Origin of the sequence: Streptomyces sp. NBRC 110028 (genome assembly GCF_001417735.1) — a bacterium.
Taxonomy (GTDB): domain Bacteria; phylum Actinomycetota; class Actinomycetes; order Streptomycetales; family Streptomycetaceae; genus Streptomyces.
In genome coordinates, this window is the sequence record NZ_BBUZ01000023.1 from 31,186 (window position 1) to 47,718 (window position 16,533).

Annotated in this window: 13 protein-coding genes and 5 tRNA genes; 8 read left to right on the top strand and 10 right to left on the bottom strand. The window is 70.0% G+C overall.

All coding sequences use genetic code 11. The features are described 5' to 3' along the window. Nucleotides 1–2: 2 nt before the first annotated feature. From ASC60_RS05340 to ASC60_RS05375, 8 genes are all read right to left on the bottom strand, one after another. Nucleotides 3–75: transfer RNA gene (locus ASC60_RS05340), tRNA-Glu, on the bottom strand. Nucleotides 76–100: 25 nt separating this feature from the next. Then, nucleotides 101–172: transfer RNA gene (locus tag ASC60_RS05345), tRNA-Gln, on the bottom strand. Between the two features lie 13 nt (nt 173–185). Continuing rightward, nucleotides 186–258, bottom strand: a tRNA-Glu gene (locus tag ASC60_RS05350). Nucleotides 259–289: 31 nt separating this feature from the next. Further along, nucleotides 290–362 (bottom strand) — tRNA-Glu (locus ASC60_RS05355). Between the two features lie 50 nt (nt 363–412). Next, nucleotides 413–484, bottom strand: a tRNA-Gln gene (locus ASC60_RS05360). 167 nt (nt 485–651) lie between these two features. Then, complete coding sequence (gene gltX / locus ASC60_RS05365; protein ID WP_079038196.1) at nt 652–2,148, bottom strand: glutamate--tRNA ligase; 1,497 nt, start codon at nt 2,146–2,148, stop codon at nt 652–654. Next, nucleotides 2,141–2,932 carry a fumarylacetoacetate hydrolase family protein gene (locus ASC60_RS05370; protein ID WP_055547345.1) on the bottom strand — a complete coding sequence of 264 codons (792 nt, stop codon included), beginning with the start codon at nt 2,930–2,932 and terminating at the stop codon, nt 2,141–2,143. The genes gltX and ASC60_RS05370 overlap by 8 nt, the downstream gene beginning before the upstream one ends. Before the next feature lie 132 nt (nt 2,933–3,064). Further along, a complete protein-coding gene (locus tag ASC60_RS05375) occupies nt 3,065–3,256 on the bottom strand; it encodes a hypothetical protein (RefSeq protein ID WP_079038197.1) in 192 nt (63 codons plus the stop codon). Nucleotides 3,257–3,851: 595 nt separating this feature from the next. Here ASC60_RS05375 and ASC60_RS05380 point away from each other — a divergent pair. The 8 genes from ASC60_RS05380 (at nt 3,852) to ASC60_RS05415 (ending at nt 14,364) form a co-directional block, all read left to right on the top strand. Beyond that, nucleotides 3,852–7,739: a nitrate- and nitrite sensing domain-containing protein gene (locus ASC60_RS05380; RefSeq protein ID WP_079038198.1), complete on the top strand. Its 3,888-nt coding sequence runs from the start codon at nt 3,852–3,854 to the stop codon at nt 7,737–7,739. Between the two features lie 9 nt (nt 7,740–7,748). After that, nucleotides 7,749–8,162, top strand: coding sequence for a roadblock/LC7 domain-containing protein (locus ASC60_RS05385; RefSeq protein ID WP_055547351.1), 414 nt, complete (start codon nt 7,749–7,751; stop codon nt 8,160–8,162). Between the two features lie 96 nt (nt 8,163–8,258). Next, nucleotides 8,259–8,669: a DUF742 domain-containing protein gene (locus ASC60_RS05390; RefSeq protein ID WP_055547352.1), complete on the top strand. Its 411-nt coding sequence runs from the start codon at nt 8,259–8,261 to the stop codon at nt 8,667–8,669. Next, nucleotides 8,650–9,237 (top strand): ATP/GTP-binding protein, encoded by a 588-nt coding sequence (locus ASC60_RS05395; RefSeq protein ID WP_079038199.1) that lies wholly within the window; start codon nt 8,650–8,652, stop codon nt 9,235–9,237. Before ASC60_RS05390 ends, ASC60_RS05395 begins: the two co-directional genes overlap by 20 nt. 337 nt (nt 9,238–9,574) lie before the next feature. Then, nucleotides 9,575–12,619, top strand: coding sequence for a nitrate- and nitrite sensing domain-containing protein (locus tag ASC60_RS05400; protein WP_079038200.1), 3,045 nt, complete (start codon nt 9,575–9,577; stop codon nt 12,617–12,619). A gap of 10 nt (nt 12,620–12,629) precedes the next feature. Next, complete coding sequence (locus tag ASC60_RS05405; protein WP_009714795.1) at nt 12,630–13,043, top strand: roadblock/LC7 domain-containing protein; 414 nt, start codon at nt 12,630–12,632, stop codon at nt 13,041–13,043. Nucleotides 13,044–13,130: 87 nt separating this feature from the next. Then, complete coding sequence (locus tag ASC60_RS38815; protein ID WP_079038201.1) at nt 13,131–13,805, top strand: DUF742 domain-containing protein; 675 nt, start codon at nt 13,131–13,133, stop codon at nt 13,803–13,805. Further along, complete coding sequence (locus tag ASC60_RS05415; protein WP_078510301.1) at nt 13,786–14,364, top strand: ATP/GTP-binding protein; 579 nt, start codon at nt 13,786–13,788, stop codon at nt 14,362–14,364. Before ASC60_RS38815 ends, ASC60_RS05415 begins: the two co-directional genes overlap by 20 nt. 127 nt (nt 14,365–14,491) lie before the next feature. Here ASC60_RS05415 and ASC60_RS05420 read toward each other — a convergent pair whose 3' ends face one another. Together ASC60_RS05420 and ASC60_RS05425 are read right to left on the bottom strand one after the other, a co-directional pair. Continuing rightward, the gene (locus tag ASC60_RS05420) at nt 14,492–14,734 is read right to left on the bottom strand and encodes an acyl-CoA carboxylase subunit epsilon (protein WP_055547361.1); all 243 of its coding nucleotides are present in this window, start codon (nt 14,732–14,734) and stop codon (nt 14,492–14,494) included. 24 nt (nt 14,735–14,758) lie between these two features. Then, the gene (locus ASC60_RS05425) at nt 14,759–16,342 is read right to left on the bottom strand and encodes an acyl-CoA carboxylase subunit beta (RefSeq protein ID WP_055547363.1); all 1,584 of its coding nucleotides are present in this window, start codon (nt 16,340–16,342) and stop codon (nt 14,759–14,761) included. Nucleotides 16,343–16,533 lie beyond the last annotated feature (191 nt).

The following is a 16,533-nucleotide window of genomic DNA, read 5'->3' on the forward strand; positions in this document are numbered from 1 at the left end:
GGTACCCCCGACCGGATTCGAACCGGCGCTACCGCCTTGAGAGGGCGGCGTGCTAGGCCGCTACACAACGGGGGCCTGAATCAGCACATCCTGCACTGCGCTGGGCTACCAGGACTCGAACCTAGACTAAATGAACCAGAATCACTCGTGCTGCCAATTACACCATAGCCCATGGTATAGACCAGTACCCCCGACCGGATTCGAACCGGCGCTACCGCCTTGAGAGGGCGGCGTGCTAGGCCGCTACACAACGGGGGCCCTAGCGATCTCCATAACCTCTGGAGATCCGTACCCCCGACCGGATTCGAACCGGCGCTACTGCCTTGAGAGGGCAGCGTGCTAGGCCGCTACACAACGGGGGCTTGATCCTGCTTGATCAAGAGATTCACGAAGAAATCGAGAAGATCTCTTGCTGGGGTACCAGGACTCGAACCTAGACTAAGTGAACCAGAATCACTCGTGCTGCCAATTACACCATACCCCACCAAAACTCCACCTCTGTCGAGGTGTTGTCCGGCTTGCGTCCCGATCCGGCCTTTCGGCCCGCCCGGGCGGCGCAGGAAGAACATTACCCGATGGTGGACGGGCCACCAAAACGGATTGCCCGGGCGGTGGCGCCGCGTGCCGGGCACGCGGCGCCCCCTGGCGGCGTCAGACCGACAGCTTGGCCAGCGCCGCGTCGATGCGGGCCAGGGTGCGCTCGCGCCCCAGCACCTCCAGGGACTCGAACAGCGGCAGACCGACCGTGCGGCCGGTGACGGCGACACGGACCGGGGCCTGCGCCTTGCCCAGCTTCAGGCCGTGCTCCTCACCGGCGGCGAGGACGGCCTCCTTGAGGGGTTCGGCCTTCCAGTCCGCCTCGGCGAGTTCGGCGATCTTCGTACGGGCGGTGGAGAGCAGGGCGTCCGCGCCGGGCTTCATGGCCTTCGTCCACGACGCCTCGTCCTCCACCGGCTCCGCCAGGAAGAGGAAGTCGACGTTGGCGGTGATGTCGGACAGCACCGTCAACCGGGTCTGGGCCAGCGGGGCCAGCGCCTCGAAGGCGGCCGCGTCGAAGCGGTCCGGGGACCAGGGCGCGTGCGGGGCCCGCAGCCAGGGGCCGCACGCCTCGATGAAGGTCTTGACGTCCAGCTGCCGGATGTGGTCCGCGTTGATCGCCTCGGCCTTCTTGAGATCGAAGCGCGCCGGGTTGGCGTTGACACCGGAGATGTCGAACGCGGCGACCATCTCCTCCAGGGAGAAGACGTCCCGGTCGGCCGAGAGCGACCAGCCCAGCAGGGACAGGTAGTTGAGCAGCCCCTCGGGGAGGAAGCCGCGCTCCCGGTAGAGGTTGAGCGACGACTGGGGGTCGCGCTTGGACAGCTTCTTGTTGCCCTCGCCCATGACGTACGGCAGATGCCCGAAGGCGGGCACCTGGCCACCCCCCACGCCGATCTCGGCGAGCGCCCGGTAGAGCGCGATCTGGCGCGGGGTGGAGGACAGCAGGTCCTCGCCGCGCAGCACATGGGTGATCTCCATCAGCGCGTCGTCGACGGGGTTGACGAGCGTGTAGAGGGGGGCCCCGTTGGCGCGCACGATGCCGTAGTCCGGAACGTTGTCCGGGGTGAAGGTCAGCTCGCCGCGCACCAGGTCGGTGAAGGTGATCGGCTCATCCGGCATCCGGAAGCGGACGATCGAGGCACGGCCCTCGGCCTCGTGCGCCGCGATCTGCTCGGGGCTGAGCGTGCGGCAGGTGCCGTCGTAGCCGGAGGGACGGCCGGCCTTGCGGGCGGCCTCGCGGCGCTCCTCCAGCTCCTCGGCCGTGCAGTAGCAGCGGTAGGCGTGGCCGGCGTCCAGCAGCTTGGCCGCGACGTCGGCGTAGGTCTCCATGCGCTGCGACTGGCGGTAGGGCGCGTACGGGCCGCCGATCTCGGGGCCCTCGTCCCAGTCGAAGCCCAGCCAGCGCATGGCGTCCAGCAGCTGCGCGTACGACTCCTCGGAGTCGCGCGCGGCATCGGTGTCCTCGATGCGGAAGACCAGGGTGCCGCCGTGGTGGCGGGCGAACGCCCAGTTGAAGAGGGCGGTGCGGACCAGGCCCACATGGGGGTTGCCGGTGGGCGAGGGACAGAAACGAACCCGCACGGGGGCGGGGGAGCTTGCGCTAGCCACGCTTGATCACCTTGTTGGTGAGAGTGCCGATGCCTTCGATGGTGACGGCGACCTCGTCGCCGACGGTGAGCGGGCCGACGCCCGCCGGGGTGCCCGTGAGCACGACGTCGCCGGGGAGCAGCGTCATCGCCTCGGTGATGTGCACGATCAGGTCCTCGATGGAGCGGACCATCTCGCTGGTACGGCCCAGCTGCCGCTGCTCGCCGTTGACGGTGCACATGATCCCGAGGTCACCGGCCCGCTCCAGGTCGATGCCGGTCTCCACCCAGGGGCCCAGCGGACAGGAGGCGTCGAAGCCCTTCGCCCGGCCCCACTGCTTCTCGCGCCGCTGCGCGTCGCGCGCGGTGATGTCGTTGCCGCAGGTGTAGCCGAGGATGACATCGGCCACCCGCTCGCGCGGGACCTCGCGGCACATGCGTCCGATGACCACGGCCAGCTCGGCCTCGTGGTGCACCTCGGAGGAGAAGGAGGGGTAGGCGACGGGGTCGCCGGGGCCGATCACCGAGGTGGACGGCTTGAAGAAGACGACCGGGACGTCGGGGACCTCGTTGTTGAGTTCGGCGGCGTGCTCGGCGTAGTTGCGGCCGATCCCGATGACCTTGTTGGGCAGGACGGGCGGCAGCAGCCGGACCTTGCTGAGGGGGATCTTCTGCCCCGAGCGCTCGAATTCGGCGAAGGGGTGTCCCTTGATGATGTCGACGACGGGGCCGCCCTGGTCGGACGGCTCGCCCTCGACCACTCCGAAGGCGACGTTGCCATCGATGGAGAATCTGGCGATGCGCACGGGAAGCTGGTGCCTCTTATCTGAACTCGCTGGAGACTGACGCTCCAGGCTATCGCCCCGCCTCCCGCGCGCCGCCGGGTCGGCTCGCCGTCCCCCGTGCGGGGTCGTCGGAACCGAGCCGAAACAAGCGGCTCAGTGGCCGGGGGCCTCTACGGGGGCCTCCATCAGCACGGTGCGCCGGGGGTTGGCGGTCCGGGTGGGCAGTTCGACGGGGTGCTCCGGCTGTTCGCCGGTCTCGGTCCGCAGGTCCTCGGCGTCAGCGAGATGGGCCAGGGTGGTGCGCCGGGGGTTGGCTATCGTGCGGAACATCATCGTCGTCTTCACTGGGTTTACGCCTCGCGTTGTTGTCGTATCCACTGGTGGGGTAAAGCGTCAGGCTAGGTCCGGCCTTGCCCATGCAATCGCGGAAAAAGTCTTGACCAGCATGTGATTTTGCTCACGAATGATCGGGCAAATGCCATATTCGCGGCACGTGATCCGCGCCCCGAAACGGACATTGCATCCCCGAAGCAGACGTTCCGCTCTTGATCATCGCTAGCCGGACACGCCTTATGCGCGATCAACTCGTTCACAAAAGTCCGTTATCGCGGACATGACTTTCTACGTCCGGTAATAAGGCCCGTACTGAGCGTCACGCGCGTCACAGCCTCACCCCTTGCCCTTGTTGCAGCATCCGGCACTGTGCTGGAATTCCCGGGACCGCCGCGGGATCAGCCGGCGCGCATGGGGGCGCAGGACAGAGAGGCGCCGAGCGGCGGGGGCTCCTCCTGTCGGTATACGAAAGGAAGCGCGCCGGTCACTCACGACCGAAATGGGGGGCCGCGGTCCCCTCGACTCGACACCGCTCCACCGCTGACCCGGTGGGGCGCCTGGTCCAGAGGTTGCGACGCTAGTGCAGGGACGTTTCAAGAGGGATGGTATGGAGTCTCCCCAGGCCCGCCAGGGCCGCGGGGAAGCTTCGGTGGACCCGGAGCCGCGCGGTGGGACCGACCGCGGCTCCTCCCCCCAGCGCGCCCAGGGCGGCGGGCGGCCCCCGGCCGACCAGGGCCCCGAGGGCGGCGCCCAGAGCGCTACGAAGACCAGCGCGCCCGGCGGTGGCGGTGGCGCCGCCGAGTCCACCGCGCCGGTGACGTCCAGCGGGCCCGGTGCCCGGATGGCCCTCAAGAACTGGCGCATCAGTACCCGGCTGGTCTCCCTGCTGGCGCTCCCCGTGGTCGCCGCGACCACGCTGGGAGCGCTCCGTATCGACACCTCGCTGGACAACATCCAGCAGCTCGACCAGATGAAGCTGCTCACCGACATGACGCAGCAGGCCACTCAGCTGTCGAACGCGCTCCAGGCGGAGCGGGACAAGTCGGCGGGGCCGCTGGCCAGCAAGGGCAACGAGAAGGACGACGGTGTCGTCTCCACGCGCGAGGACACCAACCGCGCGATCGCGGCCTTCCGCAAGGCGACCGACAACGTCGAGCCGGGCGATCAGTCGATGGCCGGTGTGCAGTCGACGCTCGTCAACATCGACCGCCAGCTCGGCAAGATCAACGATATCCGCGACACGGCGTACGACAACAGCCAGTACTACTCGCTGACGGTCCAGGACTACAACGAGCTGATCAACTCGCTGCTGTCGCTGTCGCAGGACATGGCGCAGGCGACCAGCAACCGCGCGATGATCAACAACACCCGCGCGCTCGCCACCTTCTCCTCCGCCAAGGAGTACGCCTCCATCCAGCGCGCGCTCATCAGCGCCGCCCTCGCCGACCCCAAGGGCGCCCAGTTCTCCGCCAACGACAGCCGGTTCGCCAGGACCGCGGTCGACAAGGAGAACGAGGCGCTGGGCAGCTTCAAGCAGATCCGCCAGGGCAACTCCGAGGACCTGCTGGAGCCGCTGGACAACCGCCCGGACATCAAGGCGGCGACCATGTACGCCGACCGGGCGGTGCGCGACCCGGACGGTCTCAAGGCCGAGAAGCGCACCTATCTGGACTGGTACGACCAGGACAGTATCAAGATCGACGAGATGGGCAAGATCGAGCAGACGCTGCTCAGCGAGATGACGCAGAAGTCTCGTGAGCTGCGCGACTCCGCCCAGCAGGACGCGATCCTCAACGGTGCGCTGATCCTGCTCGTCCTCGGTGTCTCGCTGGTCGGCGCGTTCGTGGTGGCCCGGTCCATGGTCCGCTCGCTGCGGCGGCTGCAGGACACCGCGCAGGACGTCGCCGAGAAGCGGCTGCCCGAGCTGGTCAAGCAGCTGTCCGAGTCCGACCCGCAGGACGTGGACACCTCCGTCGAGTCCGTCGGCGTGCACAGCCGGGACGAGATCGGCAGGGTGGCCGCGGCCTTCGACGACGTGCACCGCGAGGCGGTCCGGCTGGCCGCCGAGCAGGCGCTGCTGCGGGGCAACGTCAACGCGATGTTCACCAACCTCTCGCGCCGCAGCCAGGGCCTCATCCAGCGCCAGCTCTCGCTCATCTCCGAGCTGGAGAGCCGCGAGGCCGACCCGGACCAGCTGTCCTCGCTGTTCAAGCTGGACCACCTCGCGACCCGCATGCGCCGTAACGGCGAGAACCTGCTGGTCCTCGCGGGCGAGGAGCCCGGCCGCCGCTGGACCCGGCCGGTCCCGCTGGTGGACGTGCTCCGCGCGGCCGCCTCCGAAGTGGAGCAGTACGAGCGCATCGAACTCAGCTCGGTCCCTGCGACCGAGGTCGCCGGCCGGGTCGTCAACGACCTCGTGCACCTGCTCGCCGAGCTGCTGGAGAACGCGACCTCCTTCTCCTCCCCGCAGACCAAGGTCAAGGTCACCGGTCACGCGCTGCCCGACGGGCGGGTGCTGGTCGAGATCCACGACACCGGCATCGGTCTGTCGCCCGAGGACCTGGCCGCGATCAACGAGCGGCTGGCCTCCCCGCCCACGGTCGACGTGTCGGTGTCCCGGCGCATGGGCCTGTTCGTGGTCGGCCGGCTGTCGCTGCGTCACGGCATCCGCATCCAGCTCCGGCCGTCCGACTCGGGCGGTACGACGGCGCTGGTCATGCTGCCGGTGGACGTCGCCCAGGGCGGCCGCAAGCCCGTGCCGCAGGGCGCCGGCGGCAAGGGTGGCGCACCTGGCGTCCAGGGCGGCCCGGGTGCCGGCGGGCAGGGCAACGGCTCGGCGGGACTGCTCGGTTCGACGCCCTCGCGGCGGCAGGTCCCCGGCGCGGGTTCGCGCACCGCGCTGCCCGGCAACGGCGGCCTGCCGACCCGGTCGGCCGGTGCGGGCGCGGGTGCCGGCCCGGCAGGAGGCACCCCCTCCGGCCCGAACCTCTTCGAGGCGCCCGGACGGTCGGCCACCCCGCAGCGGAACGAACCCCCGGCCGGTCCCCCGGCCGGACCCGGCAGCGGTGCCGGTGACCCCTCCGGCCGTCCCCCGCTGCCCGCGCGCGGCGACCAGGGTCCGACGGTCGCCCCGCCGACCGGTGCGCCCGGCCGCGCCGACGCGGGCGACCAGGGCAACCGGCTGCAGCTGCCGTCGCGCGACCCGGCACGTGAGCTTCCCGGTCCGCAGCAGCCCGGCACCAGCTGGGGCGCGCGGCGTTCCGAGGACGACTGGCCGACGGGCCGGCGGGACGCGGGCGACCAGCCGCGCGGGCACGAGGAGCCCGAGACCACGGGCCAGTTCGCCCGCCCGGACCTCGGTCCCGGCTCGGGCGAGCGGCGCGATCCGTTCGGCAACCGCGGTCCCGGCGACACCGGTGAGCTGCCTCAGCTGAGCGACGGCCCCAACCTGTTCGAGCCACGCCGCGGACCGGGCGACACGGGCGAGTTCCCGCGCCCGGACTTCGGCCGCGGGCCCGGCGACACCAGCGAATTCCAGCGCCCCGACTTCAGCCGCGGCCCCGGCGACACCAGCGAATTCCAGCGCCCCGACTTCAGCCGCGGCCCCGGCGACACCAGCGAATTCCAGCGCCCCGACTTCAGCCGCGGCCCCGGCGACACCAGCGAATTCCAGCGCCCCGACTTCAGCCGCGGCCCCGGCGACACCAGCGAATTCCAGCGCCCCGACTTCGGCCGCGGCCCCGGCGACACCAGCGAGTTCGCCCGGCCGGAGCTGGGCCAGGGGCCCGGCGACACCGGCCAGTTCCCGCAGGTGCGGGACGACCGGAACCAGCGCGGCGGCCGCCCGGACGACGCTCTGCCGCCCGCCGCCGGTCCCGGCGACGGCCGGACGCCGATATTCGACACCATCGAATCCACCTGGCTCCACGACCAGCCCGAGACCCCGGGCAGCCGGGGCGACGGCGGCCGCTACCCCGCGGAGCCGCCCGCCCAGGCTCCCGAGCGGCCCGCACAGCCTCAGCAGCCGTCGTCCTGGAACACCGACGAGTTGGGCGGTGCCGGGGCAGGCGGTGCCGGGGCAGGCGGTGCCGGGGCGGCCGGGAGCGGCGGCCCGGGCGAGACCAACGGTGCCCAGCGCACCGGCGGCACCAACGGCTCCGGTTTCCAGGGGCTGGGCGGTGCGGGATCCGCGTGGCAGTCGTCGGCCAACGACGAGCGCTGGCGCCGCGCCGGGCAGATCCGCGAGCCCGCCGCCGGCGGTATCACGTCGTCCGGCTTGCCACGGCGGGTGCCCCGCGCGAATCTCGTGGAGGGCGCCGCACAGCCGTCGCAGCAGCCCGAGCAGGTGGGGCCCCAGGTGTCTCGCGCGCCCGATGACGTACGCGGGAGGCTGACCAACCTCCGCCGGGGTATTCAGCAGGGCCGTCGGGCCGGAACCGGTCTGGACGGCAATCATGATCGCGGCGTAGGCCCGACTTACCAGCAGGAGCGTTAGTTGAGCCCGATGAGCCAGGCGGCGCAGAATCTGAACTGGTTGATCACCAATTTCGTGGACAACACCCCCGGGGTGTCCCACACCGTGGTGGTCTCCGCCGACGGACTCCTTCTGGCGATGTCCGAAGGCTTCCCCCGTGACCGAGCCGATCAACTGGCGGCGGTCGCCTCCGGCCTGACCTCGCTCACCACCGGGGCCTCGCGCATCTTCGAGGGTGGCACGGTCAACCAGACCGTGGTGGAGATGGAACGGGGCTTCCTTTTCATCATGTCCATCTCCGACGGCTCCTCCCTCGCCGTACTCGCCCACCCGGAGTGCGACATCGGCCTCGTCGGCTACGAGATGGCCCTGCTCGTCGATCGCGCGGGCACCGTCCTCACCCCCGACCTGCGCGCCGAACTGCAAGGCAGCCTGTTGAACTGACCACCCACCGACCGCTCCGGCCGTACGGCCGGAGCGCCCCCCACCGGCCCCGACCGACGGCACACGTCGTCACCTTGTTGTCCGACCGGAGGACTCATGACCCCGCCCCCTGCCTCGACCGGCCCGTACGGCGGCCATCACCACACGCCGTACGGGGGTGAAGGCGACCAGCCATTGGTGCGTCCCTACGCCATGACCGGAGGCCGGACCCGGCCGCGCTACCAGCTCGCCATCGAGGCACTGGTCAGCACCACGGCCGACCCCGCGCATCTGGCGGGGCTGCTCCCCGAGCACCAGCGCATCTGCCATCTCTGCGGGGAGGTCAAGTCCGTCGCGGAGGTCTCGGCCCTGCTGAACATACCCCTCGGCGTGGCGCGGATTCTGGTGGCCGACCTGGCGGAGGCCGGCATGGTGGCCATTCACCAGCCGGGGGGCAGCTCGGAGACGGGCGGTACGCCGGATGTGACATTGCTCGAAAGGGTGCTCAGTGGACTTCGCAAGCTCTAGCGGCGGCGCCCCGCCCGCCCGCGCGACCACCTCGGCGAAGATCGTGGTGGCGGGCGGCTTCGGCGTGGGCAAGACCACGTTCGTCGGCGCGGTCTCGGAGATCGACCCGCTGCGTACCGAAGCCGTGATGACCTCCGCCTCGGCGGGGATCGACGACCTGAGCCATGTGCAGGACAAGACCACGACGACCGTGGCGATGGACTTCGGCCGCATCACGCTGGACGACGATCTGATCCTGTATCTGTTCGGCACCCCGGGCCAGGACCGGTTCTGGTTCATGTGGGACGACCTGGTCCGCGGCGCCATCGGCGCCGTCGTCCTCGTCGACACCCGCCGCCTCGCCGACTGCTTCCCCGCCGTCGACTACTTCGAGAACTCCGGACTGCCCTTCGTCATCGCCCTCAACGGGTTCGACGGACACCAGCCCTACACCCCGGAGGAAGTCCGCGAGGCCCTGCAGATCGGCCCGGACACCCCGATCATCACCACCGACGCGCGCCACCGCGGCGAAACCAAGAGCGCCCTCATCACCTTGGTCGAGCACGCGCTGATGGCCCGGCTCAAGTAGGAGCCGAGCGCCGGAGGTTGTGCGGCAGCAAAGGTACGAGCGGGCTGTGTCCGACGACATGGCCCGCGCGTGCCTTCATAACGTTTCGACAGAGAAAAACCCGGCTCGTCGACACGGACCGCATGCGATCGACTCCGTTGCGCGTTCAATTAGTTCGGCATTTGACGTGGCTCATCCTTAACGCCCGTTTTATCTCTGGTCTAGACAACAGACTGAGCGGTTTGCACAGTGTTTGGAAAGCACCTGCGGGGCGTGCTGGAATTCGCTGAACTGGGCAGTAGAGGGCTCAACTGGGAACGGCACGAGATCGGTGCCGACGCCGAGAGGTTTTGGTCGAGTGAGGCGAAGCACGCCGGACCCCGCGCAAGAAGCGCGAGGGAACTTCACCCCGCCGCCGCGTACACGCACAGCGGCTCCGCCCGCAGATGCGTCGGATCCACCCGCCCCCGCCGGTGGCCGGATCACCCCGCGGAACTGGGGGGTGCGCACGCGGCTGTACGCCATTTTGCTCATCCCCGTGCTGGTGGCCCTGGTCTTCGGTGGCTTCCAGGTGTCGGCGTCGGTCGCCACCTGGAACGAGGCGCAGGACGCGGAGCGCACCGCCAAGGTGGTCCGGGCCGCCGAGACCTACGCCCACGCCCTGGTCGACGAGCGCGACCGCACCGCCGGCCCTCTGCTGACCGGCACGAATGAGGACTTGGTGCGCAAGGTGCGCGCGACGACCGACGCGGCGGCGAAGAAGTTCGACCGGGCCGTGGCCGGCATGCCGCAGACGGCGCCCCTCAAGCGGCGCCTCAGGGCGTTCAAATCGCTCGAACCCCAGCTGGCGGCGGTGCGGCGGAACGCCTACACCGACCGGCTGGGCGCGGTGAAGACCGAAGAGGGATACGTCGCCGTCGAGCACGGGCTGACCGAGTTCGCCAACGAACTGGGCCTGGGCACCGGCAACATCACCTCCTACGGCCGCACGGTCTACGCGGTCTCGCTGGCCAAGGGCGCCGAGTCGCTGCAGCGCTCCATCGGCACCCATCTGCTGGTCAAGCCGGGTCCGTCGGCGGCCGACCGCAAGACCCAGCTGACCGCTTTCGGCAGCTATGTCTACCTGGAGGGCATCGCCCTCGCGGAGTTCAACGCCGCCGGCACCCCGGAGGACGTGACCCGGCTCGAGGACACCTTCACCGCGGCCAAGAAGCGGGCGCGGGCGCAGAGCGCCGAGGCCAAGCGGAAGGCCGAGGCGGCGGGGAAGACGTACACCGAACCGCCCTCCATGGACCGGATGATCCAGGCCATCGCCGGTGGGTCGGACCCCAAGGATCTGGCGGACCAGGGCATCACGCCGGACACCTGGTTCGCCGCGTCCACCATCAAGTTCGACGCCTACCGCGAAGCCGAGCAGAACCTCGTCGACAAGGCTGTGAACGAGGCATCGCAAATATCCGCGAACGCAAAGCAGGACACGATCGTGAACGCCGCGATCGTGCTCGTCGCGCTGCTCGTGGCGTTCATCGTGGCCGGCCGGATGGCCCGCTCGATGAGCCACAGCATGCTCCAGCTGCGCAACGCCGCCTTCGACGTCGCCGAGCAGCGGCTGCCCATGGTGGTCGACCAGCTCTCCCGTACCGACCCGGGCCGGGTGAACACCCGGGTCACCCCGATCCCGATCAACACCCGGGACGAACTGGGCGAGGTCGCCCGCGCCTTCGACCAGGTGCACCGCGAGGCGATCCGTCTCGCGGCCGAGCAGGCGATGCTGCGGGGCAACGTCAACGCGATCTTCACGAACCTTTCCAGTCGCAATCAGGGCCTGATCGAGCGGCAGCTCACCCTGATCTCCGAACTGGAGGCCCGGGAGGCCGATCCGGACCAGCTGGAGCACCTCTTCCGGCTGGACCACCTGGCCACCCGCATGCGGCGCAACGGCGAGAACCTGCTGATCCTCGCGGGCGAGGAGCCGGGCCGCCGCTGGAACCAGCCGGTGCCCCTGATCGACGTGCTGCGCGCCGCCTCGTCCGAGGTGGAGTCGTACGAGCGGATCGAGCTGGCCGGAATCTCGGAGAGCGAGATCCACGGCACGGCGGTGACCGACCTCGTCCACCTGCTCGCCGAGCTGCTGGAGAACGCCACCACCTTCTCCTCGCCGCACACCAAGGTGCGGGTCACCGCGACCCGGCTGCCGGACGGCCGGGTGGTGGTCGAGATCCACGACAAGGGCATCGGCCTGACCGCCGAGGACTTCGCCGACATCAACCACAAGCTGGCCAAGCCGCCGACCGTGGACGCCGCGGTCTCGCAGCGCATGGGCCTGTTCGTGGTCGGCCGCCTCGCCGACCGGCACGGCATCCGGGTGCAACTGCGCCCGGCCGGTGAGCAGGCGGGCACCACCTCGCTGGTGATGCTGCCCGAGGCGATCACCCACGGCGGTGGCGGCGAGGAGCTGACCCAGGAGGACTTCACGGTCTCCCGGATCGCCCCGGAGCCCGGGCCGCGGCCCGCCTACAGCCCCGAGGACGCCGCGCTGTCCTCCCGTACGGCCGCCGAGCTGGGCTTCGACGACTCCTCGTACGCCCAGGAGCAGTTCCAGCGGCAGTACGGCGGGCTGCAGGCCATGCAGCACGGGCAGGAGCCGCGACACGACCCGGCCGGGCCGGATTTGCTGGCCCAACCCGGCCCCGGGCCGGCCGGTCCGGGGTACCAGGATTCCGCCTTCTCTGAACCGGAAGCGGACTTCAGCGTCCAGACGGAGCCGGAACAACAGCCGTACGTGGGCTACAACTCACCTCCCCAGCAGGGAGAGTGGGGCGATTCCGGATCTTTTGAAATGCCCTTCGCGTCGCAGTTCGGGACGCAAACGGAATCGGGACCCGGCGGTCCCGAAGTTTCCCGGGACCGCGTAGAGTTCCACCGTCCGGGCCCCTCTCCGAGCGGCGTCCACTCGGTGACCGACGCAGGGCTTCCGCGTCGCGACAAGCAGTGGCAGCCGACCGAGGAGACAGGGGCACAGGCGGCAGTCGGGGAACCGGCGGCGGCCGCGGTGCCGGAACGGCCGCGGCAGGCCCCGCAGGAGGACGGTAACCGGTGGCAGTCGGAGAACGACCAGCGCTGGCACCGCGCCGAACAGCTCCGCGAGCCGAAGGCCGGCGGGGTCACCTCCTCCGGTCTGCCCCGGAGGGTGCCCAAGGCCAACCTGGTCGAGGGCGCCGCGGAGCCCACCGGACAGGGTGGCCCTCAGGTCTCCCGGGCCCCGGAGGACATCCGCGGCAGGCTCAGCAACCTGCGCCGCGGCATCCAGCGGGGACGCGACGCGGGAGCCGGGATCACCCCGCGTGACCAGCATGACCAACAGGGCTTCGGCCCCGGCAGCACCTACGATCAGGAGCGTTAGTGTGAGCCCGATGAGCCAGGCGGCGCAGAACCTGAACTGGTTGATCACCAACTTCGTGGACAACACCCCCGGGGTGTCCCACACCGTGGTGGTCTCCGCCGACGGACTCCTTCTGGCGATGTCCGAAGGCTTCCCCCGTGACCGAGCCGATCAACTGGCGGCGGTCGCCTCCGGCCTGACCTCGCTCACCGCCGGAGCCTCCCGCATCTTCGAAGGCGGCGCGGTCAACCAGACCGTCGTCGAAATGGAACGAGGCTTCCTCTTCATCATGTCCATCTCCGACGGCTCCTCCCTCGCCGTACTCGCCCACCCGGAGTGCGACATCGGCCTCGTCGGCTACGAGATGGCCCTGCTCGTCGATCGCGCGGGCAACGTCCTCACCCCCGACCTGCGCGCGGAATTGCAAGGCAGTCTTCTCAACTAGCAAACATGGAGTGCGTTTCGCGCCACCGCGCCATAGGGTGCGGTGGCGCGACCGGCCGACAGGCACGTTGGAGTTGGAGGAGGAAACGTGGCAACGCCCCCTAGCGGATATCCGTACGGCCATGGGCAGCCGTCCGAACCGCGCGGAGAAGCCCCGATGAAGCGCTTCAACTTCCCCTCCGCACCGAGCCGCCAGGCCCGCTCCCCGTACCCGGGCGAACCGTCCCCGGAGTACCCCGGCGAGCAGCCCCAGGAGCCGATGCCCCCGCAGCCCTGGGCCCCACAGGGCCAGCAGGACCTCTACGCGCCTTCCTACGCGCCTCCCGAGAGTCCTATGTACGAACCACCGCAGCCACCCCGCATCCAGCCCGTACAGCCACCTCAGCGCCTCGCTCCGGAACCTTCCCCGACGGGAGGCGCGCATAACCCCCTGGTGCGCCCGTACGCCATGACCGGGGGCCGGACCCGGCCCCGGTACCAGCTCGCCATCGAGGCACTGGTACACACCACGGCCGATCCCACCCAGCTCCAGGGCCAATTGCCCGAGCACCAGCGGATCTGCCACCTGTGCCGCGAGATCAAGTCGGTCGCCGAGATCTCCGCACTGCTCACCATCCCCCTCGGCGTCGCCCGAATCCTCGTAGCCGACCTGGCTGAGGCCGGGCTCGTCGCCATTCACCAGCCCGGCGGCGACGAGTCCGCCGGCGGCCAGCCTGACGTGACACTGCTCGAAAGGGTGCTCAGTGGACTTCGCAAGCTCTAGCGGTGCAGCCCGCTCCACCACCTCCGCGAAGATCGTGGTGGCGGGCGGCTTCGGCGTGGGCAAGACCACGTTCGTCGGCGCGGTCTCGGAGATCAACCCGCTGCGTACCGAAGCCGTGATGACCTCCGCCTCCGCGGGGATCGACGATCTCACCCACGCGCCGGACAAGACCACCACCACGGTGGCCATGGACTTCGGCCGCATCACGCTCGACCAGGACCTGATCCTGTACCTGTTCGGCACCCCCGGACAGGACCGGTTCTGGTTCATGTGGGACGACCTGGTCCGCGGCGCCATCGGCGCCGTCGTCCTCGTCGACACCCGCCGCCTCGCCGACTGCTTCCCCGCCGTCGACTACTTCGAGAACTCCGGACTGCCCTTCGTCATCGCCCTCAACGGCTTCGACGGACACCAGCCCTACAGTCCCGAAGAGGTCCGCGAGGCCCTGCAGATCGGCCCCGACGCGCCGATCATCATCACCGACGCTCGCCACCGCAGCGAGGCCAAGAGCGCGCTGATCACGCTGGTCGAGCACGCGCTGATGGCCCGGCTGCGTTAGGGTGTCCGGTTCGGTTCCCGCGGGCCCCGGCCCGCGGGAACCGAACCGGACCGCCGGTGCCGGATACGCGAAATCCCCCGCCCTCCATCGGAGGGCGGGGGATTTCGCGTGCGTCGGGCGGGGCGCGTCAGCCCTGCCAGCTGTGCGGCGCGCTGAACGCCGGGCGGCGCTCCAGACGGCGCCAGCGCGCGGCGCTGCGGCGCGGGCGGGCCTCGGCGCCGTCACGGGAGTGACCGGCGGTGGCGGCGGCGCGGGCGAGCAGCACCGCGGTGACGGCGGCCAGCTCCTCGGCGTCGGCGTGGCCCTTCTCGACCCGGACCAGGGTGGCGGCCGCCGAGGCGGGGCCGGCGATGTCGGTGGGCGTGCTCACGGTGTGTTCGTCTCCCTCGTGGCGTTACTGCGGCGGGTTGCCGTGCTTGCGGGACGGCAGGTCGGCGTGCTTGTCGCGCAGCATCGCCAGGGACCGGATGAGGACCTCACGGGTTTCGGACGGGTCGATGACGTCGTCCACCAGGCCCCGCTCGGCCGCGTAATAGGGGTGCATCAGCTCGGACTTGTACTCCTTGACCATGCGCGCGCGCATGGCCTCGGGGTCGTCCGCGTCGGCGATCTGACGGCGGAAGATCACGTTGGCGGCGCCCTCGGCGCCCATCACCGCGATCTCGTTGGTCGGCCAGGCGTAGGTCAGGTCGGCGCCGATGGACTGGGAGTCCATGACGATGTACGCGCCGCCGTACGCCTTGCGCAGGATGACCGAGATCCGCGGCACGGTCGCGTTGCAGTACGCGTACAGCATCTTGGCGCCGTGCCGGATGATCCCGCCGTGCTCCTGGTCGACGCCGGGCAGGAAGCCGGGCACGTCCAGGAAGGTGATCAGCGGGATGTTGAACGCGTCGCACATCTGGATGAAGCGCGCGGACTTCTCCGACGCCTCGATGTCCAGCACCCCGGCCAGCGACTGCGGCTGGTTGGCGATGATGCCCACCACCTGGCCGTCGAGCCGGGTCAGCGCGCAGATGATGTTGGTCGCCCAGCGCTCGTGGACCTCCAGGTACTCGCCGTCGTCGACGATCTCCTCGATGACCTTGCGCATGTCGTACGGGCGGTTGCCGTCGGCCGGGACGAGGTCGAGCAGCGCCTCGCCGCGCCGGGCGGCCGGGTCGTCGGACTCGACGGTCGGCGGGTTCTCCCGGTTGTTCTGCGGCAGCAGCGAGAGGAGGTAGCGCACCTCCTCCAGGCAGGTCTCCTCGTCGTCGTACGCGAAGTGGCACACGCCCGAGGTCTCGGCGTGCACGTCCGCGCCGCCCAGACCGTTCTGGCTGACCTTCTCCCCGGTCACCGCCTGGACCACATCGGGTCCGGTGATGAACATCTGGGACGTCTCGCGGACCATGAACACGAAGTCCGTGAGCGCCGGGGAGTAGGCGGCGCCACCGGCGCACGGGCCGAGCATCACGCTGATCTGCGGGATGACGCCGGACGCCTTGGTGTTGCGCTGGAAGATGCCGCCGTAGCCCGCGAGCGCCGAGACGCCCTCCTGGATACGGGCCCCCGCGCCGTCGTTGAGGGACACCAGCGGCGCCCCGGCCGAGATGGCCATGTCCATGATCTTGTGGATCTTGGTGGCGTGGGCCTCGCCCAGCGCCCCGCCGAAGATCCGGAAGTCGTGTGCGTAAACGAACACCGTCCGCCCGTGGACGGTCCCCCAGCCGGTGACGACCCCGTCGGTGTAGGGCTTCTTGGCCTCGAGCCCGAATCCGGTCGCGCGGTGCCGCCGCAGCGGCTCCACCTCGTTGAAGGACCCCTCGTCCAGCAGGAGATCGATCCGCTCGCGAGCCGTCAGCTTGCCCTTGGCCTTCTGGGCCTCGGTCGCCCGCTCGCTCGGGCCGCGCCGAGCCTGCTCGCGGATCGCGTGCAGCTCGGCGACGCGCCCGCGGACGTCACTCGCCTCTTCGGGCGCACCTTCGAGATTGGTCATGGAACGACGGTACGTTCCCGGGCCCCCGGAAACGCATGTCAATTCCATACAACGTCGGGCCCGTTTTCGTGGGCAGGCGGAACAGAACTGGACAGCGGATTTCCCCTTACCCGTGACCCCCAAGGGTGAGGAGCGCTGTCGGCACCCCACAATCCTATGGGCGACGCACCGTGACCAGTGGGGCCCGATCA